The organism is Mucilaginibacter angelicae, assembly GCF_042434235.1.
GTDB lineage: Bacteria > Bacteroidota > Bacteroidia > Sphingobacteriales > Sphingobacteriaceae > Mucilaginibacter > Mucilaginibacter angelicae.
Genome location: NZ_JBHLTS010000021.1, coordinates 645,949 through 668,059, shown reverse-complemented (window position 1 = coordinate 668,059; position 22,111 = coordinate 645,949). Strand labels below are relative to the sequence as shown.

The window sequence follows — 22,111 nt, the reverse complement described above, 5'->3', positions numbered from 1 at the left end:
ACTTTCGTTTTCAGACACCATTTCCGGGTGCAGGTATTATATGCAGCAATTGCGGGGCTTACTTGTACCTTCTATATCTTGATTTTTTACTAAATTATATTCAGCAATCCAACTGTTTGCCAATAAAAATCATATTTTAAATTCAATATCGATAAGCATTTAGTTACAGATTTGTTACATTAAGCTTTAATTTCAACCATTATTTAAGTATAACACATATGGATGATTTTTTAGCGGCCAGATCTCAAATGGCCTTATCGTTAGGTTTTCATATCATATACTCTTGTATCGGTATGGTGATGCCTGTTTTTATGGCTATATCACACTATAAATGGATAAAAACACAGGATCCCGTTTATAAAAACATTACCATTGCCTGGAGTAAGGGCGTGGCTATATTTTTTGCCACCGGTGCGGTATCCGGCACCATGCTCTCGTTTGAGCTGGGCTTGCTTTGGCCAGGTTTTATGAAACACGCGGGGCCGATATTTGGTATGCCATTCTCACTTGAGGGTGTCGCCTTTTTTATTGAAGCGATAGCGCTTGGCCTGTTCCTTTACGGCTGGAACCGGTTAAACAATTGGGTACATTGGACGGCCGGGATCATAGTTGGTGTAAGCGGTGTTGCATCCGGCATCCTCGTAGTATCAGCCAATTCATGGATGAATAGTCCTTCGGGTTTCGACTTTGTGAACGGGCAGTATATTAATATCGATCCTGTAAAAGCCATGTTTAATAAGGCTTGGTTTACCGAGTCGTTGCACATGATTATTGCGGCTTTTTCGGCAACAGGCTTTGCAGTGGCGGGCATCCATGCGTTGATGATCTATCGTAAAAAAAATATCGCTTTCCATACCAAGGCATTTAAAATAGCCATCATTTTTGGTGCGGCCGCAGCCATATTACAACCTTTCAGTGGCGATTTATCAGCCAAGAATGCGGCTAAACGCCAGCCCGCAAAGCTGGCAGCGATGGAAGCATATTTTCATACCCGGGAATACGCACCGCTGGTTATTGGCGGAATCCCCGATACAGCAGCTAAAAAAGTAAATTATGGCCTGGAGATTCCTGGTCTGTTAAGCTTTTTAGTGCACGATAATTTCAAAACACCGGTGAATGGCCTGGATAAGATCCCGGTGAAAAATCAGCCGCCGGTGGCCGTTACCCATTACGCTTTCCAGATCATGGTGGGTATAGGTGTTTTAATGATGCTGATAGGGATAATTTATTTTTATGAGCTATGGAAAAAGAAAGACCTGCTTTCCAAACCATGGTTCCTGAAAACTTTTATCTGGGCTACTCCGCTTGGCTTTATTGCACTTGAAGCCGGGTGGACGGTTACCGAAGTTGGCCGCCAGCCCTGGATTATACAAGGTGTAATGCGCACCAGTGAAGCAGTTACGCCAATGCCGGGTATTCAGTATTCGTTTTACCTGTTCAGCTTTATTTATTTTACGCTAAGCGTAGCTGTTATATTTTTATTAAAAAGGCAGATCCAGATGGTGCCTGAATTGTATGACCGTAAAACCGCCTGACCATGATGCTTTATATTGTAATCCTTTTCCTTTTTGCGGCAATTACCCTCTACTTTTTATTGGGCGGGGCCGATTTTGGCGCCGGCATTATCGAACTGTTTACATCAACCGATAATAAACACCGCACCCGCAAAATCATGTACCAGGCCATCGGCCCCATTTGGGAGGCTAATCATATGTGGCTCATTATTACCGTGGTAGTATTGTTTGTAGGGTTCCCGGTTATTTACAGCGAAATGTGTATTTACCTGCATATACCCTTGCTGGTAATGCTGCTTGGTGTTATAGCCCGTGGCACTGCCTTTTCGTTCCGTAATTATGATGCCATTAAAGACGAAAAAACACAGGCATTTTACACCCATATCTTCGTTTATTCGAGTTTTGTTACGCCATTGTTCTTAGGTATAATTGCAGGCAGCGCCCTATCCGGGCAGATTGATCCTAAAGCTACAGATTTTGTGCATGCTTATATCTTTAGCTGGTTTAACTGGTTTTCGGTATCTGTCGGCTTTTTTACAGTGGCACTCTGCGGCTTCCTTGCGGCCATTTATATAGTCGGTGAAACGGAAGATGTAGATGAAATTAAACGTTACATCCGCAAGGCGAAGATCATGAACGTTGCTGCCGTGATCTGCGGTTCGCTGGTATTCCTGGCTTCTCATTTTGAGCATGTTCACCTGGCCAACTGGATTTTTGGCAACCCTGTAAGTTTAGTTGCGGTAATTGCTGCAACCATTTCATTGTCAGTGCTTTATCTTATTATATCACATCGCCGTAACAGGCAATGGATCAGGGTACTGGCGGCATTTGAAGTGTGTATGATATTGATATCGGTTGGATTTTCGCGATTCCCAAGGTTTGTTATTTTTAAAGATGGCAGCTCCATGTCCTTACTTGCCGAACATGCCAACAGCAACAGTATCGATGATCTGGGGATCGGTTTAATGGTTGGCAGTTTGTTTATATTGCCGGCGCTGGGATATTTGTATTACGCGTTTAAGAAGAAAGAACGTTAGTTATCTGAACCAGGATTAAAGGGATTTTTGGGATTAATTGAATTTTTCTATATCCGGCCTAAATTAATGATTACTCCAACCATCTTTATCTGTCTTTTTTAAACAATGAAGATGTGCTGTCAAATATTACATTTGTGTTGTGAAGAATTATTTAAAGATCTTATCAATAGATGAGTACTCCATTACGCCTAAGTACCTGCAGCTTTCAAATGCCATTATCAGGGCTATTGAAAGCGGGCAGATTGTGAAGGATGATATGCTCCCTTCTATCAATGATCTGAGCTACGCGCTGGATACTTCACGCAATACCATTGAACGCGTTTATAAGGAATTAAAAGAGAAAGGCATTGTAAGCTCGGTTCCGGGAAAAGGTTTTTTTATTTCCAATACCGATTTTCAGAAGCCGCTTAAGATCTTCCTGTTGTTCAACAAGCTTAGCGCACATAAAAAAATCATTTATGATGCCTTTGTAGCTACCATTGGTGAGCAGGCTGCTATAGATTTTTACATCTACAATAATGATTTCTACTTCTTTAAAAAAATCATCGCCGAAAGTATCCGGAGTGACTATGCCAAATACATCGTTATCCCGCATTTTATAGATAATGAAACCAAAGCGCATGAAATCATCAATACCATCCCCAAGGATAAATTGATTTTACTGGATAACCTGGTACCCGGTGTGAACGGGAAATTTGCCGCGATATATGAAAACTTTGCTACGGATGTTTACGAGGCGTTAAAAAACATGCTGGATAACCTGAGTAAATACCACACGCTCAAGTTGATCTTCCCCGGTAAAACCTATCACTCAAAAGAGATCATGAAAGGCTTCCTGAATTTTTGCAGGCAGTATGCTTTTGAGTACGATATAGTTGAAACTTTATCGACCGAAACTATTCAGAAAAACACGGTATACATCAGTCTTACAGAGGATGACCTGGTTGACCTCATCAAAAAGATCATTGCTTCCGATTTAAAAGTAGCTAAAGACGTAGGTGTGATATCCTATAACGAAACAGCCCTTAAGGAAATCATCCTCGACGGCATCACCACCATATCAACCGATTTTAAATTAATGGGCAGCAAAACAGCAGAGTTTGCGTTGAACAACTGCCATGAGCATTTTGCGGTTCCGTTTACCGTGAAGTTGAGGAGTTCGTTGTAAGATACCTCGTAGCGAAACAAAAAAACATGTCATTGCGAGCGCAGCGTGGCAATCTCGTAGCCAATGCATATCGAAGATGCATAGCTACGAGATTGCTTCGTTCCCGAAATAAATTCGGGACAGGCAGTTCCTCCTCGCAATGACATGATGGAATTTCCTACTTCAACTCCCTAACCTTAATACTCCTGAAAAACACTTCATTACCATGATCCTGCAACAATAAATGACCTTCAGCAGCTTCGCCGAAATTTTTCCAGATGGTGTATTTGCTGATGGCTACTAAATCGCGGAAGGCTTTTGAGCCGCGTTCGTATTCCAATACTTTTACCCCATTCAAATAGTGTTCAACGTGGTTATTTGGATAAACCACTACGCGACCAATATTCCATGCACCTATAGGGTGTACAAAACGTTCTTGTTTATTGGCTTTGATGAGATCATACAACGAGGCTAAAGTTCGGTCGCCATCACGGCCAAGTTTGGCATCGGGATGCAATTTATCATCAAGTACCTGGTACTCCAGGCCGATGGCCGAACCTTTGGTAACTTCAGACAGGGTTACAAAATATTTAACGCCACTGTTGGCGCCTGGGGTAAGCTTAAATTCAAAAGACAGATCGAAAGCGCTGTAATTATCGTTGGTCACGATATCGCCGCCGCCCGATTCTTCCTGCCCTGCTGATGGCAGAACATGCATAGTGCCGTTGTTATATTCCCAGCCTTTATCAGGGAAACCTTTAAGTGTTGCTCCACGCCAGCCTGTATTGGTTTTACCATCGTACAATAGTTTCCAGCCATTTGCTTTTTCTGCACTGGTTATACTGTTGGGCGTAAGATTAACCACATAAACATCCTTTGGAAATGCTTTGGGTTTTAAGTTGGTGGTTTGCAGGTTCAGGTTTTTAAAATATACCTTTTTGCCAGCCTGTTTTTCTTCGCTTACAGCATGAACCTGCAGGGCTATAAAACCCTTGCTGTCAACAGTATCAACTACATCACCTGCAGGAACACCATTTACCCAGGTTTTCATTTCGTTGCCGATGCATTCTATCCTGATGTGATTGTATTCGCCTACTTTAAATGCTTCTTTGGCTTTCGGGTTCAGGTCGAGCGGATACAGCCAGTCACGCCGGCCTTCATCATAAATACCGCCGGTCCATTTGCGTGATGAGGGGTCTATTTCAAACTGCCTGCCATAAACTTTGCCTTTTCCCTTATTACCTTCCGGATCATAATGGCTGCGGGTTTGCACGCCCGAATTACTTAGCTCACTTTCAATTTTAGCATCCAGCTCCAGTATAAAATTGCCATATTCTTTTTCGGTGACTAAAAACGAATTACCCGAGTTAAGTACGGTGGTGCCTACTATAGCCCCGTCTTCTACCTTATAATCGGCAGTACCGGCAAGGCGTTTCCAGCCTTTAAGTGTTTTACCATCAAATAATTTGGTTTGTGCGTTTACCGGACTGAATGCCGTTGACACCAGAAGCATAATTGCAGGGTATATTATTTTTTTCATGATTGATATTTTCTTGTTTGTTAAACTAAAGCCGTCATTGCGAGGAACGAAGCAATCCCCGACAGGCAGATCAGCCTTGCGAGTTTCCCTGTACAGTTAGGGATTGCTTCGTTCCTCGCAATGACGTGATTAAGAAAGAGAGTATACATTTAAACCTTCACCTCCCAGCCTTTTTCATATTCACGGCTCCAAAGCTTTTGCGCTTCGGGGTCATTTAAAATGTGGCCATTGCTTGGGTCGGTGTGCAATACGCGGTCAACGCGGTATGAGATATTGCCTAATTGTGGTAACAGGGTTGATTTGAAGCCGATCTCTATCGGGCAGTTCAACTTATCAGTCCCCCTTACCGAATCGGCAAAGTTTTTCATATGGAAGCCATCCAGCGCTTCCGTTGGGCTTACCTTATTGGTGCCATCAACTTTGGTATCGTCTTTAATTTCCTTTACCAGTTTATTATCACCATCATACACACGGTAGCTGTTACCGCTGTCATAAAACAGGGTACCTTTATCGCCATAAAATACTACCCCCCTGCTTAATTGCTCAATGTTGAAACCATTACAGCTGCGGCTTTCCCATTCGGCAGCGGTATTATTGGGGAAGTTATACAGGATATTTTGAGTATCCGGTGTTTGCCAGTCGTCATTAAAATGAAACCGGCCGCCTGTTGATACCACCTTGCTCGGATAATCAACCCCAAGCCCCCAGCGGATCACGTCCAGCTCGTGCGTGCCGTTGTTCAGCGCCTCACCTGTACCCCAGTTCCAGAACCAGTGCCAGTTATAATGGATCAGGTTATCCTGGTACGGCCTTCTTGGTGCAGGCCCCTGCCACAAATCATAGTTTAAATTAGAAGGCACAGGTACCTGTTTGCCTTTGCCAATGGTTGAGCGGTGATTGGTATACCAGCCTTTGGCGTAATAAGTACGCCCGATTACGCCATCATGCAGCTCTTTTACCATGGCCTGCACATTGGAGAATGAACGGCGCTGGCTGCCCATTTGTACCAACCGGCCGTATTTTTTTGCAGCTGCTACAGCCATCTCACCTTCATGGGGATTGTGACTGCATGGTTTCTCTACATATACGTGTTTGCCGGCCTGGCAGGCCATGATAGTTGCGGGAGCATGCCAGTGATCGGGCGGGGCAACTACAACTGCATCAATATCCTTTATCTCCAGCATTTTGCGGATATCTGTTAAGCCCAGCGGTTTTTTACCGGTTTGTTTGTAGATCGCATCAATCGTTTTAGCAACCACATTCGAGTCAACATCGCAGATATAACCTATCTCCACATTGGGAAGCTTGGCAAAGCTTTGGGCAAGGTACAGCCCACGGCTGTTGGTGCCCATCATGCCTAATACTACTTTTTCGTTGGGTGATCCCTTAAAAAATCCGGAAGCTTTTGATAGTTGTGGTGCAAGCAGGAAACTTGTACCCGCAACGGCGGTTGATTGAATAAACTTTCTACGGTTAATCATATTCAAAACAGGTTAATTGGGTTTATAAGCAGGCCCCGGCGGGCTGCACCGCAAATTAGCTAAGTTTTACAAAGGGCTAAAGCTATCGGGCAATTTTTTTATGAAGCAATTGTAATTTAACTGTTACTTAATTGAGCTGAAAGCTGGAGGCCCAAAGCTTAAAGCTGATGGTCACGTTGTTTAAGCACTCAATTAGTTTTCTACCTTTGGCCTTTAGCTTATAAAGCAGAAAGCCCCTAAAAGGGGCTCAAGGGGTATTAATTGCAGGATAGGTTTTATACAAGAGGTTGTATTGAAAATACATCCAGCTTTGAAGTTTGAAAATTACGTACGCGCTTGTATACACCGTTGCCGTTGCTGCTTCCATCGGTATTGGTATTTCCTTCAATGGTGTCAAACAGATCGCCGTGTACACCGATAACAAGACCGGTATGAAACCAGTCGTTAGGTGTTTTTTGAACCAGGAAAATATCGCCGGGTTTTACTATGGAAGGATTAGCCCTTATCGTTGCAACACGGCTTAGCAAGCCTTTGCTGATGCCGGTAGTGCCCACAGTATCACAGCTGTAGGTGAGCGGCATAAGCGTCCGGAAATCTTTTCCTAATTGCGAAGCCGCCTGGTCAATAATGGTTTGTACAAAGCCCATACACCAAAACCACTCTGTTCCTTCATTATTATCCATGTATGCACGCACCCAGGGGCCGCTATTGCTCTGACCCTTAATGGTAAGTTCAAATGGCGCATTGCTTAAATGTTGGATAGCAGTATTTACAATCAATTCTCTTAAACCGGTACCAGCAACAGGGCTTTTGAACGCGTTTACCATAGGTTGAGTCAGCGCTGCGAAAACGTTATTATCAACTATACCGGTTTGCGGTAGACTTTTTGCCTTTTGGAAATTTTTAACTGCAGTTTCTGTACCCGGGCCAAAGCTGCCGTCGATGCCTGTTGCTGTGCCTGCCGAAGGATTGGTAACCGCATACAGGTTAAGCCAGCTTTGAATCTTGGATACTTCTTTTTGATTGTTTGAGGCACCGCCTTTTTGCTGGGTAGCTGATATAGCTATTTCTTTGAGGTATTGTTTTTTGATCATAGGTAACAGGATTTAATTGTGATAAAATTAAGATAATGTAAGATTTACACTTTATTTTATCGGGATGAAATTAAGCCAATGCCTGCAACTTTACCAGCGTAGTGATACGTAATTTACACAGGGAGCTCACGTAAAAATACGTGAGCTCCCTGTGTAAGATTATAATAAATAGAAATTCCTGTTCTTAGTACTGTATCGGCAACGGTACCAGTTTTAAATTTTGACGCTGGTGCCAGTATGGATATATCGGATCAACTTCGCTGGTGGCATCCAGTTTTTTTACCTGGTCAACAGTCAAATTCCAGCCAATGGCGCCAAGATTTTGCTTAAGCTGCTCTTCGTTACGGGCCCCAACTACCAGGTTGGCAATAGTAGGCCTTTGAAGTAGCCAGTTCAATGATACCTGCGCTACCGATTTACCTGTTTCTTCGGCAACTTCATCAAGCGCGTCAACAATATTATATAAATGATCAAAATTGGTAGCCGGGCCGTGGGCGCCTCCCTGTACCGTTCTTGAGTTTTCAGGAATTGGCTGTCCCCTCCTGAATTTACCGCTTAACTGGCCTGATGATAGCGGGCTCCATACAATGGTGCTTACTTTTTGATCAATACCTAATGGCATCAGTTCCCATTCAAATTCGCGGTTAAGCAATGAGTAATACGCCTGGTGGGCAACATAGCGGCTCCAGCCATATCTTTCAGATACTGAAAGCGATTTCATTAAATGCCAGCCCGAAAAATTGGAGCAGGCAATATAGCGGACCTTACCACTGGTAACCAGGTCGTCAAGTGCCCTCAAGGTTTCTTCAACCGGGGTATTGGCATCAAATCCGTGCATATGGTAAATATCAATCCTATCGGTATTTAAACGGCGCAGGCTGTCCTCGGCCGATTTGATCAGGTGATAGCGCGACGAACCAAAATCATTAACGCCTTTACCCATGGTAAAAGTGGCCTTGGTGGAGATCAGCACTTCGTTACGGATCCCTTCCAGGGCTTTACCCAAAATCTCTTCAGAAATACCGTGCGAATAAACATTTGCAGTATCGAATAAGTTAACGCCGGCATCAAGACAGATATTAATCAATTTTTTTGCCTCATCAACCTGGGTATTGCCCCATGCTTTAAAAAACTCATTGCCGCCGCCAAATGTGGCTGTACCAAAACTTAATACCGGCACCCTTAATCCCGATGCGCCTAATTGTCTGTATTCCATAGTGTATGTTTTATGATGTAAAAGGCATTAGCCTGTATCACAAATTTATGTGGAATGGATTGTCAGAGGGATTTTTACACATCATAAGTTTGTCATTTATGGCTGATGTTTCATTGCGGAGAGGTAAACAAATATTAGCTTTGAATATGATTGCAGACCCGCTAAGCGTTTCCCTTTTTGAGATGAGGCTTGAAGAGATCCACCGCCGCGACCCTATGCTAAGGTACGAGATCAGTATCCGTGATTTTATTGCCTTATTCCCGCTTAAAATAAAAAACGGCAAGCCCGTAAAGCCTGAGCAGCCTGCCTCCTTCGCGCTTGACAGGGATGTTTTTTTGCAGGTGCTGGTTGCGTTTAACCAGTCGTTCAACTAATCACTCCCTCCCCTGTTTTATCCAATCAGGAACACTTCTAAATAGCAAATAAACATTTTTAGGCAACCGCCATGATTTAACTTTGCGCAAAATTTAAAACATGGAGAAAACTAAACTTACCATTAATAATAACGGTTCGGTTAAAATAGAAGGCGATTTTGAAATTGTTGATATGCAGGGCAATGCTTACGGCTTGCAGGGCCGTACGGTACTTTCAATTTGCCGTTGTGGTTTATCAGCAAACAAACCATTTTGTGATGGCTCACACAAAGGCCATTTTGAGCATAATGCCATTGCATTTGACCTTCCGCCTAAAAAAGTATAAACAATTGTTTTATATACATAAAGCCCGGTGTTTAATTACATCGGGCTTTTGTTTTACAAAGCAAATACTTTCTATCGGGACATTGGCAAAATCTATTTCATCTACCGGACGGTAAACCTTGAAGTTGCTTTATTATATTTGAATATCGGTTTAAAGAGATTACACTTCGTTTTATAATAAATAAAAGGAGCAACTTATACGTGAAAAACCACAAAGTCAACGGTATTTTCCTGATATTTTTATTTTTTTTATTCAGCAGCTCAATTGCCAATGCACAAAAAGCAAAATACCGGCATGTAGATGTGTGCGTTTATGGCGGGACATCGGCCGGGGTTATTGCAGCTTACACGGCCAAAAAAATGGGAAAAACGGTACTGCTCATTGAACCAGGAGGTCATCCTGGCGGGTTAAGCTCCGGAGGGTTAGGTTTCACAGACATTGGTAACAAGTATGTAGTAACTGGCCTGGCGCAAGATTTTTACCGCAGGATTGGAGCACATTACGGACAATTGGAGCAATGGGTATTTGAGCCTCACGTTGCAGAGAACATTTTTCAAAGCTATATCAGCCAGGCTAATGTTCCGGTATTATATCACTACCGGCTTTCAAATGTGATCAAAAAAGGCAATCTCATTAAATCCATTATAGTGGAATCCCCGGGATCAACCGTTCCAGCTCAGCTTATATCAGCTAAAGTATTTATAGACTGTTGTTACGAAGGCGATTTGATGGCCAAAGCCAGGATTAGCTATACAATTGGCCGGGAAGCAAATACAACTTATGATGAAACCTACAATGGCGTGCAATTGTTAGATGGACATCAGTTTCCTGACCATATTGATCCATATCGTGTTAAAGGAGATTCAACAAGCGGCTTAATCTGGGGAATAAGCTCGAGTAAATTAATGCCGCAGGGCACAGGGGATAAAAAGGTACAATCATACAATTATCGCATTTGTTTAACTAATAACACGGGCAACCGCATACCCATAAGCCGCCCCCTTGGATATGATTCAACACATTATGAACTGCTGGCCAGGCTAATGGAAGCGCAAAAAAATAAGCTGGATTTAAATGATTATTTTATATGGAGTGCAATGCCCGGTCAAAAAACGGACATTAATAACCGCAATGGCTTTTCAACAGACATGATTGGTGCAAATTACCTGTACCCCGACGGTAGTTATCAGGTGAGAAACCAGTATATCAACGATCTGAAATTATATACCCAGGGATTATTGTACTTTGTAGGGCATGATGAAAGGGTTCCTTTGCCGCTGCGCAAACAAATGTTGCAATGGGGGTATCCTAAAGACGAATTTAAAGACAATAATAACTGGTCGTTTCAGCCTTATATCAGGGAGGCCCGGCGTATGATTGGATCTTATGTCATGACCCAGGCAAATTGCACAGGAAAAATCAGCGTTACTGACGGCATTGCAATGGCTGCTTATACAATGGATTCCCACAATTGTGATCGCCTGATTGTAAACCAAATGGTAAAAAATGAAGGCAATGTAGAAATTCCTGGCTTCCCACCTTATCCTTTGTCTTATCGGGCCCTGTTGCCACAACAGCGCGAGTGCAGTAATCTGTTGGTTCCTGTCTGCTTATCGGCCAGTCATATTGCTTATGGGTCCATACGAATGGAACCGATATTTATGGTACTTGGACAGGTTGCAGGAGTAGCTGCCGGGATAGCCGTGGATGAAAAAAAAGCAGTTCAAAATATTAATTACCAAAAGATCAACAAAGTAATTAAAAACAACCCATTGTTAGATGGCAGGGAAGTTGAACAGGTAATTGATAATCAAGATAAGAATACTATTATAAAAGGTGATTGGGCAACCAAAAAGGGTAACGCGTATGGGCCGGATATGCTTTATTTAGATAGCCACGGTAAAAGTACGGCAGCAGTGAGGTTTTATCCTAAAAAATCAACACATGGCACATTCAAGCTATATAGCTATTATCCGGCTTTGTCAGCTGGCGCAGATACTACCTGCGTCAAAATCTTTGATGGTCTGAATACCCATTTGCAAACACTCATCAAGTCAAACATAAAGGTTAAAGGGCAAACCTCCGGCGAGTGGGTATTTTTAGGAACTTTTACTCTTTCCACAAAAAGCCGGCCTTATGTAGAAATTGGCAATAATGGATCGCCAGGTATCATTGCAGCCGACGCAGTGCTATTTAAACCCGACAAGCCATAAAGCATTTCAAGTCAAATCTGGCTTTTGTTTTTGGGCATCGGCATTTGTAATTTTTTATTCTCGAATTATTCTGCATTTTTGAAAAGCTTCATCCCGAACAAATGCGTTATTTTTTTCATATTGGTTACCATGGTACAAGATACAGCGGCTGGCAGCGGCTTTCAAAGTTTTCATCTGTACAAGAAGTAATTGAAACCGCCCTCTCCCGAATTTTAAAACATCCGGTAGCTATTGTTGGTTGTGGGCGTACAGATGCAAAAGTACATGCCAGTCAATTCTTTTTCCATGCAGATATAGACGATAATTTAGATTTTGATCTTTTATTCCGGCTTAATAAACTACTGCCCGATGATATTGCTGTATTTGATATCATTTCAATGCAGGGTGAACCACACGCCCGTTTTGATGCTGTAAAGCGGACTTATGATTATTTTATCCATAATTATAAAGATCCGTTTTTAAGTGGCTTGAGTTCTTTTTATCGGGATCAGGACCTTGACCTTGAAGCCATGAAACGGGCTGTTGCCATCCTGCCGAATTATACAGATTTTCGTGCTATGTGTAAAATGCCCGACAGGGTTGAGCATACAATCTGCCACATAAAATCGGTAGGGTTATATATTGATGCCAAAGGCGATAAGTTAAGGTTTAACATTACTGCCAACCGCTTCTTAAACCGCATGATCAGGATCATTGTAGGCCGGTTGCTTGAAATTGGCAAAGGGCAGATGAGTACTGATGAATTTGAGTTTTATATTGCCAATAAACAAACTCCCAAAATCATTATCCCAGCCCACCCCCAGGGTTTATATCTTTCAAAAGTGACCTATCGTTACCTTGATCTTGAACCTCGGTCGGCATTTCCTTTACTTAACAGTGTCGATTGGCACCCCTTATAATGCTTATCTGCTGATTTTTAAAAATATGACGCGTTAATTTGGTACTTTTGCACCCTCATTTTAAATTTTAAATAGTATCCTGATGGCGTGGTCTGATAAATTGAAGCTTAATAAACAACTGTTGCGTTCGGTAAACGAAGCCGGTTTTGCAAATCCTAAAGAGCTGCAGCTTAAAACCATTAACCGTATTGTTGGAGGGCAGGATATTATTGCAATTGGCCCCGAGGGCAGCGGTAAAACCACCACTTACGTACTTGGTGTATTAAACCGCTTTAATTATGCCCCCGAGGGTGTTCCGCGTGTGTTGGTGCTGGTGCCGGAAAAAGAGCACGTGTTTGCCGTTATTGAACAGTTTGACCGGCTAAACAAAAATAAATCCATCCGCATAGTTGGTTTATACGTTACCCCCGGCTTTGAAAGCCAGATGGATGAGCTTGCCGATGGTGCCGACATTGTTGTAGCTACTCCCGACAGGGCAAGGGCTATCTATCTTAAACTGGCCTTAAATTTAAATAAAGTTGATTTGCTGGTGGTAGATGATGCCGACCAGATAATAAAAAAAGGCCTGCAATTACCAGTTGTTGAGTTGGCCAATAGCATTGATAAAGGCCAGCACCTCGTGTTTACCGAAGTAATGCATGCCAAACTGGAAAAAATGCTTGATCCCTTCATGAAGCAACCGGCAATAATTGAGGTTGATGAACTGGGCGAAACGGCCGTTGAAACTCACGAACAACTTTTATATAACGTACCCAACTTTGGCACCAAGCTAAACCTGCTCAATTTGTTTATGTACGATGAGGAGCTGTTTACCAAAACGGTTGTATTTGTAAACAGCCAAACAACTGCCGAAAAGCTTTTTCAAAGCCTTAAAAGTCGTTTGCGTACCGGAGTCGCTTACTTAAACCCTAAATTTTTCGATACAAAAGGATTTAAAAGTATTGAAGAATTTAAAACCGAAGCCAGTGCAAGGGTACTGATTGTGACCAACGAAAACCAGGAAGAACTTGATCTGGGCGGGATCCCCTTCCTGATCCATTTTGATTTACCTGTAGATAATGAACTTTTTATTAGCCGGATAATAAACAATAATCCTGATAGTGAGGAAGAAACACTGGCTATGACCTTTGCTACCGATATTGAGTTAAGCCAGGTGAAAAAGATTGAGCAGTTGATAGGTAATAAGATTCCGGTAGCCGATTTGCCGGATGATCTGGTGATCGTAACCGAATCAAAGCCTAAGAAAGCAGATGTTAAAGAGGATGCCAAACCGGCCGGTGTTGGTGAGGCTTTTCATGAGAAGAAAGCTTCAAATGCCAAAACTTATAACTTTAGCGCAGGCACCAAAGCCAAAATGACTAAAAAGAAAAAGCACGGGTAAATAATTGTGTAAAACGATTGTCATGCTGAAGGACGAAGCATCTTCTTCGCCCTGTAAAGCGGCTTTGTATGTTGAAGAAGATCCTTCGCTATCGCTCAGGATGACAATATGTTATAAGTCCTCCTCCGTTTGGTACTTTCCTGACTTTTAAACTAACTTTTATAGTACAATTATACTATCTCCAAATACAACTCTTCCACCTTTTTCCTTGCCCAATCAGTTTTTCTCAAAAACTTAAGGCTCGACTTTATACTGGGATTATCATTGAAACAATTGATCCTGATCCGTGTACCCAGTTCTTTCCAGCCAAAGTGTGCTACCAGTTCGTTAAGTACCATCTCCAGGGTTTTGCCATGTAAAGGGTTGTTGGGCTGTTGTTCCATAAGGCAAAAGTAAAGGTTTGTTTCGGCAAAATATGATAACAAAATTTGCTATTATCCCGTTTAAATACTAAATGATATTAGCTGATATTTAATAAATGGTAAATTTTATTAAATTTAATGCTGCTAATGATGCGCGTTTAAACCACTTCTTCAATTTGCCCAAAATTAATTTAATGAATAGCTATAAGTGTTACCTTGTTTTATTGTTGCAAGCTATTTCGTTATGCGTGTTTTCACAAAACCGTCCTATTCATTTTCAGCATATCGGGAGCCGTGAGGGGCTTTCCGAGTTAAACATAAATTGCATTATACAGGACAGCCGCGGTTTTATATGGGTGGGTACGCGCGATGGCCTCAATCGTTATGATGGCAATAAATTTAAGGTTTTCAAAAACATCGTTAATGATAATAACAGCATCAGTAACAGCTTTGTTCAGGACATCCTGGAGGACAAGAACGGCAACCTATGGATCTCGACCAGTGGCGGTGGCTTAAATATGTACGACCGTAAGCTTGACCGCTTTATCCATTATCGCCACAACCCCAATAATACAAATTCATTAGCCAGCGATATCCTCGTTAAGATAGTGCTCGACAAAAGCGGCAACCTATGGATCTCAAATCAAAAAGAAGGTCTTGATCAATTTAATATAGGGCAAAAAAAGTTTACGCATTACAGGTATGATGTAAAAGACACCGCCAGTTTAAGTGACAATAATGTCCGTGCAGTTTATGTAGACAGCCAAAATAAATTATGGGTAGGTACAACTTACGGCGGGTTAAACCTTTACAATCCGCAAAGCCATAATTTTATCCGCTTTGTTCATGATGAAAGTAAATCCTCTTCCCTATCGGCAAATAAGATCAATGCTATTTTAGAGGACAGCAGTCACCGTTTATGGGTGGGTGTAAGTGATGGAGGGCTCAACCTGTTTGATCCGGCAAGCAAAACCTTTATCCATTACAAAAATGATCCCCATAACAACAATTCGCTTTCCTATAACACAGTGCAATGCCTTGCCGAAGACAGCAATCACGACCTGTGGATCGGCACGGAAAATGGCGGATTGAGCATCTTTAATTATGCAACAGGTAAATTTAACAATCACCTGGAAGATGATGTAGACAACAGCAGTATCGCCAATAATTCCGTCGACGTGATCCTGAAGGATAAAAGCGGCAATATGTGGATCGGAGCATTTGCATCAGGACTTAATTTTTATAAAAAAACAAGCGAAAGCTTTACGCACTATCAGCATAGCGCACAATCCAGCAGTTTATCCAACAATTTTGTATTGAGTGTTTATGAAGATAAAAAGGATAACATATGGGTAGGCACAGATGGCGGCGGGCTTAACCTTTTTAACCCTGAAAAGGGCGAATTTAAAGTTTATAAGAGCACCAACAGCAATATTTGCGGTGACTATGTTTTAACCATCCGGGAAGATGACAAAAACAACCTGTGGATAGGTACCTGGGGCGATGGCGTGAGCATGATGAACCCGCAAACCCGCAGTTTCAGGTCATTTAAACATAATCCAGATGATAGTACCAGTATAAGCGGTAATAATGTTTATGCCATATGCAAAACGCTTGATGGAAAGTTATGGTTTGGTACACTTGGCACCGGGCTTGATCTGTTTGATCCTAAAACCAATAAGTTTATTCATCACCGCCATGATGCCAATAATCCCAAAAGTATCAGCAGTGATAATATCAACTCACTGCTTGGCGATTCAAAGGGTAATCTTTGGGTAGGCACCAATGATGGTGGCGTTAACCTGTATGATGCTGCAACTAATTCATTTAAGCCTGTACAATACGAAAAATTGAATAGTGCGCTCGGCAATAATACTGCACTCGACCTTTTTGAAGATCACCTCGGTAATATCTGGATCTGTACTTACGGTGGCATTTATCGTTTAAACCCTGCTACCGGTAAGGTGACAAACTTTAAAGTGAAAGATGGCCTGCCAAATGATTACACCTATGCGGTTGAAGAAGACAACAGCGGCAATTTATGGATCAGCACCAATAAAGGCATTTCCAAATACAATCCTAAAACTAATAAATTCAGGAATTTTACCATTGAGGATGGCTTGCAGGCCGAAGAGTTTAAACCCCACTCGGCTGTAAAAAGCCATGACGGTATCATGTACTTTGGCGGTGTTAATGGCTTTAACATGTTCAATCCCGAAAGTATCAGGGATAATATTTATGATCCACCGCTGGAGCTTACTGATTTTCAAATCTATAATACATCTATCCGCGTAGCGCAAAACAATGATGATCCATCACCCCTGAAGGAAGACATTGCCGAAACAAAATCCATCACCTTAACACACGATCAATCGGTGATATCATTTGAATATGTATCGATGGATTATACCTTAAGTAATAAGGAATCATACGCTTATCAACTGGAAGGATTTGACCCGGGCTGGAACTACGTTGGGAACAAAAATACAGCTACCTACACCAATTTACCTGCAGGCAATTACGTATTCAGGGTAAAAAGCCAGAGTACCGATGGCAAATGGTCGCTAAGGCAGGTAAGCCTCAATGTTACTGTACTTCCACCCTTTTGGCTTACCTGGTGGTTTATCAGTTTGCTTATTTTGTTTACGGCTGTAGTTATCTATGCATGGCACAGAAACAGGGTAATGGCCATTGTAAAACAAAATAACCTGCTTGAAGAGCAGGTTACAGAGCGTACTGCCGAGGTTATGCAGCAATCGGAAGAGTTAAAAGCGCAATCCGAAAACCTGCAGGCCCTGAACATCGAACTCCAAAATCAGTCGGAAGAGCTACAGGCTTTGAACGAAGAATTGCTTTCCCAGTCGGAAGAACTGCAAATACAAAAAGAACAAGAACGTGAGGCCCGGGAAGAAGCTGACAAAGCCAACCAGGCCAAAAGTATATTCCTGGCAACCATGAGCCATGAGATCAGGACACCGATGAATGGCGTTATCGGTATGGCTTCCCTCCTTGGTGAAACCGAGTTGAATGCCGAACAGCGTGATTATACCGACACCATTATTTCCTGTGGCGATAGTTTAGTAAATGTGATCAATGATATCCTTGATTTTTCCAAAATTGAATCGGGAAAGATGGAAATGGAGCAGGAAGATTTCGACCTGCGGCAGTGCATTGAAGAAGTGATGGACCTCTTTTCGCAAAATGCAGCTAAACGCGAGCTGGAACTGGTTTACCAGATTGACCCTGCCCTGCCCCTGCAGATAGTAGGTGATAGTCTGAGGTTGAAACAGGTATTAACCAATTTAACCGGTAACGCTATTAAATTTACTGAGCATGGAGAAGTATTTATCAAAGTATTTTTATCAAAAAATATTGGTGATAAAGAAATTGAAATTGGCTTTAGCGTAATGGATACCGGTATTGGGATCCCTGAGGATAAACTTACCACATTGTTTAACGCGTTTTCGCAGGTTGATTCATCTACCACACGCAAATATGGTGGTACCGGGCTGGGTCTGGTGATCAGTGAACGCCTGGTAAAACTGATGGGGGGCGAAATCTGGGTTGAAAGTGTTTTTGGTGAGGGCTCTGTGTTTGTATTCACTATAAAAACAGCTGTAAGTAAAAAGCAATCAAAACAGATCCCTATTGTTTTTAATGCCGAAGAGCTTGAGGGCAAAAAGGTGCTTATTATTGACGACAATAAAACAAACCGTTTTATCCTGCAAACACAGCTTGAGCAATGGGGCATCCAAACAGTGGCTGCCGCATCGGGAAGGCAGGCGCTTGATGTTCTGGGTACAAACAATGGCTTTAACTTGGTTATAACCGATATGGAAATGCCAGAAATGGATGGCGTTGGATTGGCCCGGGAGATTAAAGGCAATTATAAAGACTTGCCGGTAATTATGCTGAGCTCTATTGGAGATGGGTCAAAGAAAAAATATCCGGGCTTGTTTTCGGCCATATTAACCAAACCTGTAAAGCAATCGCAATTGGGTAAAAGCCTGCAGGCCGAGTTCCGGGGAAAAATACAGGCACCAGTCATCGAACCCAAACCGGATAAGCTGCTTGACATAAATTTCGCGAAAGAACATCCCCTTAATATACTCGTAGCCGAAGACAACACTGTTAATCAAAAACTAATTAGCCGGATGCTGGAGAAACTGGGTTATGAGTTTGAACTGGCGCACAATGGCTTTGACACGCTTGATAAGTTAAAAGCCAACCCTAAATTTGATGTGATATTTATGGATGTGCAGATGCCGGAGATGGATGGGTTTGAGGCAACCCGCCACATTCGTCAGTATGCCTTTAAGCAGCCTTTCATCATTGCCATGACAGCCAATGCCGGTCCCGACGACCGGGATATGTGCATAAGCGAAGGCATGGACGATTATATTGCCAAGCCTATGAAAACTGATGCGCTGATCAGTGTTTTAAAGAGCGCCTATAAAATGATGAAAAATGTAAAAGACAAGTACGTTTAGGCAAAGGATATATTATCGCGATGCCACACCCCAATAACAGCTGTTCCGGATTTTTTTAAGAATTGCAGGTGTTATGCTTGATATTTCATGCTGGTACTTGTTTTGATTGTTGAGGAGGTACATTGTACCGCTGGTATTATTGTATACGTATGAGCATAAACGGATATCTTCTCCGTTTTCATCTTTCTTTACGTCAATCCTTATACCGTTGGTTTTATTGCTTGTATCAGGCGTTAATACCGGCGCCGATGCTTTAACCCAGTTAATGGTATAATTGATATTTTGTGCCGAAACACCTTCTGTATTTTCTTTATAGCTTTTACTATCCTGTATAACGGTCAGCAAACATTTTACGCAGGGATCACCCACGGTTGCCGCGCCATATTTTTTGTGCGGATTATTGATCACACTATCTTTTTTTCCGGCTATAGTAACTGTTGTTTTTGAAATATCATTTGATACCGGACTGGGTTTACTTTGTTTGCAGGCCGATATTGTCATCGCCAAAACACAAAAATAAATACATGGTTTAAACAGATTCATGGTTTATAAATTAGCACTTTATTTATATACATCATTTTAACTGTTTTGTGTTAACGTGTTTTGGATATACCAAATGCTGGATTAATCTATAAATTAAGTTTAAACAATTTAAACATAGATTTTATTGCATTTATTGGGGAGGTAAAGGACAGTTTTTCTATAAAAAATTCTTAAAATTGCCTGATTTATTTTGCCCCGGCCGGTTAATCACCTGCAGGACTTAAACCATCATAACAATTTTTCAAAAACGGGGTTTACCTTGTTATAAATAACACACTGCAGGCTTTGCAGGATATAATACTAAGATGACTAATAACGGTACAGGTTCAAATTTAACAGTTGATGTGGTTTTGATTGGCGCAGGTATTATGAGCGCCACACTTGGTGTAATGCTTAAAGAACTGCAGCCCGATTTGACGATTGAAATTTTTGAGCGCCTGGATGTCATTGCTGCCGAGAGTTCGGCCCCGATGAACAATGCCGGTACCGGTCATTCGGCTTTTTGTGAGTTAAATTACACGCCCCAGCTTCCGGATGGGAGTATTGAAATAAAAAAAGCCATCAAAATTGCCGAACAGTTTGAGATAAGCAAACAATTTTGGACTTACCTTATTGATCAGGGTTATTTAAACAACCCGCAAAGCTTTATCCGCAAAGTGCCGCACATGAGTTTTGTTTGGGGAGCCGAAAATGTTGAATACCTGAAAAAACGCCAGCAGGCACTAACCAAACATCACTTTTTTAAAGGGATGGAATACTCGGAGGATAAAGCACAGATCAAGCAATGGATCCCATTGGTTATGGAAGGTCGCGATGCTGATGAAAAAGTATCGGCAACATTTATGGATATTGGTACCGATGTGAATTTTGGCAGCCTTACCAGCGCGCTGATTGCTGAGCTCAGGCAAAAAGCAGGCGTAAATATAAGCCTTAACCATGATGTCAGAGATATTAAGCGCAATGCTGACGGTAGCTGGAAGGTTACTGTAAAAGATAAAACCACCGGGAATAAAAGAAAGCTGAACGCTAAATTTATTTTTGTTGGCGCCGGTGGAGGTGCTTTGCCCCTGCTGCAAAAATCAGGCATTCCCGAAAGCAAGGGTTTTGGCGGCTTCCCGGTGAGCGGGCAGTGGCTGGTGTGTAACAACCCGGATGTGGTAAAACAACATGAGGCCAAAGTTTATGGAAAAGCATCGGTTGGCTCCCCTCCAATGTCAGTTCCTCACCTCGATACCCGTATGATTGATGGTAAACGGGCTTTACTTTTTGGCCCATACGCCGGTTTCTCCACCCGTTTCCTGAAAAGAGGGTCCCTGCTTGACCTTTTTGGATCTATCAAACTAAATAATATACTGCCCCTGCTTGCTGTAGGGCGCGATAACTGGCCTTTAACCAAATATCTTATCTCGCAGGTATTACAATCCCCTGCCGACAGGCTTAATGCGCTTAAGGATTACATGCCAACGGCCAAGGCCGAAGAATGGGACCTTGACATAGCTGGTCAGCGCGTACAGGTTATTAAAAAGGATGCCAAGCATACCGGCGTACTGGAGTTTGGAACTGAGGTTGTAACCTCTGCGGATGGCAGTATTTCGGCCTTGTTAGGTGCATCCCCGGGTGCGTCTACTTCGGTACCTATTATGATCCAGCTTATTGAGCGTTGCTTTAAAAATCACGCTAAAACGGAAGCCTGGCAGCAAAAGCTGAAGCAAATGATCCCTTCATATGGCGAGTCATTAGCTAATAACGAGGCCCTGAGCGATGAAACAAGAGCAAGGACGAGTAAGGCGCTTGGATTAGTTTAATCACTCTCTTACAATGGTAAAATTTACCGGTGTGGCATATACAACAGCTACCGGTACACCATAGTTTGTTCCCGGTTGCCACTTTGGGCTTAAGTGCATTACTCTTAAAGCCTCCCGGGCTAAAACAGCATTTCCCTGCAACGGGCGGATGTTATGTAAATTTCCATTAGAGTCAACAGTAAAAACAACGATTACTTGTCCTTGTATTTTATCATCAATGGCAACCATAGGGTATCGTATGTTTTTTGCAAGGAAAGCACCATACATTTGTGAACCTCCCGCAAATTCAGGTGCAGTGTATTCTTTATTAAATACATATTTCCTGCCGCTTTTAGCTGTGCTAATGCCATTAATCACTTCGCCATTTTTGTAATGAGCTGTATAGCTTAAAGTATCTTCTAATGTTCCTGCCCAATCCCCGTCTTTAAACCCATTTTTTATTGAACCGGCACCTGCAATATGCTTAAAATCTTCCGAATATATTACTGCGATGCCGTTACCATTTTCAGTTAAAACCCTACCGGTTGAATCGCTGCATCTATTTATTATTAATGTATCTTTTTTATAGAAACCCGATAAATAAAGCTTTCCGTTGGGGAAATATTCGGTTACATCGCCCGACAACGTACCTTTGTCATAGCTGCTTATTCGCTTTCTTTTGCCATCCGGAAAATATTCAACACACATGCC

General features: G+C 42.2%; 17 protein-coding genes. 10 read left to right on the top strand and 7 right to left on the bottom strand.

All coding sequences use genetic code 11. The annotated features are described in order from the left end of the window. The first annotated feature begins 218 nt into the window (after window positions 1-218). The 3 genes from ACFFGT_RS12285 (at window position 219) to ACFFGT_RS12275 (ending at window position 3,719) form a co-directional block, all read left to right on the top strand. On the top strand, window positions 219-1,535 hold the full coding sequence (locus ACFFGT_RS12285; RefSeq protein ID WP_377022830.1) for a cytochrome ubiquinol oxidase subunit I: 1,317 nt from the start codon (window positions 219-221) through the stop codon (window positions 1,533-1,535). A gap of 2 nt (window positions 1,536-1,537) precedes the next feature. Beyond that, entirely contained in the window at window positions 1,538-2,551 is a 1,014-nt protein-coding gene (locus ACFFGT_RS12280) for a cytochrome d ubiquinol oxidase subunit II (RefSeq protein WP_377022829.1), read from the top strand. A gap of 139 nt (window positions 2,552-2,690) precedes the next feature. Continuing rightward, entirely contained in the window at window positions 2,691-3,719 is a 1,029-nt protein-coding gene (locus ACFFGT_RS12275; protein ID WP_377022828.1) for a GntR family transcriptional regulator, read from the top strand. A gap of 157 nt (window positions 3,720-3,876) precedes the next feature. On the opposite strand, the gene ACFFGT_RS12270 is transcribed toward ACFFGT_RS12275, so the two are convergent. The 4 genes from ACFFGT_RS12270 to ACFFGT_RS12255 form a co-directional block, all read right to left on the bottom strand. Next, a complete protein-coding gene (locus ACFFGT_RS12270) occupies window positions 3,877-5,238 on the bottom strand; it encodes a 3-keto-disaccharide hydrolase (protein WP_377022827.1) in 1,362 nt (453 codons plus the stop codon). A 149-nt stretch (window positions 5,239-5,387) separates the two neighbouring features. Then, window positions 5,388-6,719 carry a Gfo/Idh/MocA family protein gene (locus ACFFGT_RS12265; RefSeq protein WP_377022826.1) on the bottom strand — a complete coding sequence of 444 codons (1,332 nt, stop codon included), beginning with the start codon at window positions 6,717-6,719 and terminating at the stop codon, window positions 5,388-5,390. 275 nt (window positions 6,720-6,994) lie between these two features. Further along, on the bottom strand, window positions 6,995-7,813 hold the full coding sequence (locus ACFFGT_RS12260; RefSeq protein WP_377022825.1) for a peptidoglycan-binding domain-containing protein: 819 nt from the start codon (window positions 7,811-7,813) through the stop codon (window positions 6,995-6,997). Window positions 7,814-7,997: 184 nt separating this feature from the next. Continuing rightward, window positions 7,998-9,029, bottom strand: a complete 1,032-nt coding sequence (locus ACFFGT_RS12255) for an aldo/keto reductase (protein ID WP_377022824.1) — start codon at window positions 9,027-9,029, stop codon at window positions 7,998-8,000. 98 nt (window positions 9,030-9,127) lie between these two features. Between ACFFGT_RS12255 and ACFFGT_RS12250 the strand changes: the two genes are divergently transcribed. The 5 genes from ACFFGT_RS12250 (at window position 9,128) to ACFFGT_RS12230 (ending at window position 14,221) form a co-directional block, all read left to right on the top strand. Beyond that, complete coding sequence (locus ACFFGT_RS12250; protein WP_377022823.1) at window positions 9,128-9,403, top strand: hypothetical protein; 276 nt, start codon at window positions 9,128-9,130, stop codon at window positions 9,401-9,403. A 100-nt stretch (window positions 9,404-9,503) separates the two neighbouring features. Continuing rightward, complete coding sequence (locus ACFFGT_RS12245; protein ID WP_110583172.1) at window positions 9,504-9,728, top strand: CDGSH iron-sulfur domain-containing protein; 225 nt, start codon at window positions 9,504-9,506, stop codon at window positions 9,726-9,728. A gap of 200 nt (window positions 9,729-9,928) precedes the next feature. Then, entirely contained in the window at window positions 9,929-11,941 is a 2,013-nt protein-coding gene (locus ACFFGT_RS12240) for an FAD-dependent oxidoreductase (protein ID WP_377022822.1), read from the top strand. A 101-nt stretch (window positions 11,942-12,042) separates the two neighbouring features. Beyond that, the gene (truA, locus tag ACFFGT_RS12235) at window positions 12,043-12,840 is read left to right on the top strand and encodes a tRNA pseudouridine(38-40) synthase TruA (RefSeq protein ID WP_377022821.1); all 798 of its coding nucleotides are present in this window, start codon (window positions 12,043-12,045) and stop codon (window positions 12,838-12,840) included. 82 nt (window positions 12,841-12,922) lie between these two features. Further along, on the top strand, window positions 12,923-14,221 hold the full coding sequence (locus ACFFGT_RS12230; RefSeq protein WP_377022820.1) for a DEAD/DEAH box helicase: 1,299 nt from the start codon (window positions 12,923-12,925) through the stop codon (window positions 14,219-14,221). A gap of 170 nt (window positions 14,222-14,391) precedes the next feature. Here the strand turns inward: ACFFGT_RS12230 and ACFFGT_RS12225 are convergent, their stop codons facing one another. Then, window positions 14,392-14,604: a VF530 family protein gene (locus ACFFGT_RS12225; protein ID WP_377022819.1), complete on the bottom strand. Its 213-nt coding sequence runs from the start codon at window positions 14,602-14,604 to the stop codon at window positions 14,392-14,394. A 173-nt stretch (window positions 14,605-14,777) separates the two neighbouring features. Between ACFFGT_RS12225 and ACFFGT_RS12220 the strand changes: the two genes are divergently transcribed. Then, the gene (locus tag ACFFGT_RS12220) at window positions 14,778-19,073 is read left to right on the top strand and encodes a hybrid sensor histidine kinase/response regulator (protein WP_377022818.1); all 4,296 of its coding nucleotides are present in this window, start codon (window positions 14,778-14,780) and stop codon (window positions 19,071-19,073) included. A 12-nt stretch (window positions 19,074-19,085) separates the two neighbouring features. On the opposite strand, the gene ACFFGT_RS12215 is transcribed toward ACFFGT_RS12220, so the two are convergent. Further along, window positions 19,086-19,616: a hypothetical protein gene (locus ACFFGT_RS12215; protein ID WP_377022817.1), complete on the bottom strand. Its 531-nt coding sequence runs from the start codon at window positions 19,614-19,616 to the stop codon at window positions 19,086-19,088. Between the two features lie 305 nt (window positions 19,617-19,921). On the opposite strand from ACFFGT_RS12215, the gene ACFFGT_RS12210 reads away from it, so the two are divergent. Continuing rightward, window positions 19,922-21,421, top strand: coding sequence for a malate:quinone oxidoreductase (locus tag ACFFGT_RS12210; RefSeq protein ID WP_377022816.1), 1,500 nt, complete (start codon window positions 19,922-19,924; stop codon window positions 21,419-21,421). Here ACFFGT_RS12210 and ACFFGT_RS12205 read toward each other — a convergent pair whose 3' ends face one another. Next, window positions 21,422-22,108, bottom strand: coding sequence for a TonB family protein (locus ACFFGT_RS12205; RefSeq protein WP_377022815.1), 687 nt, complete (start codon window positions 22,106-22,108; stop codon window positions 21,422-21,424). Window positions 22,109-22,111: the final 3 nt, after the last annotated feature.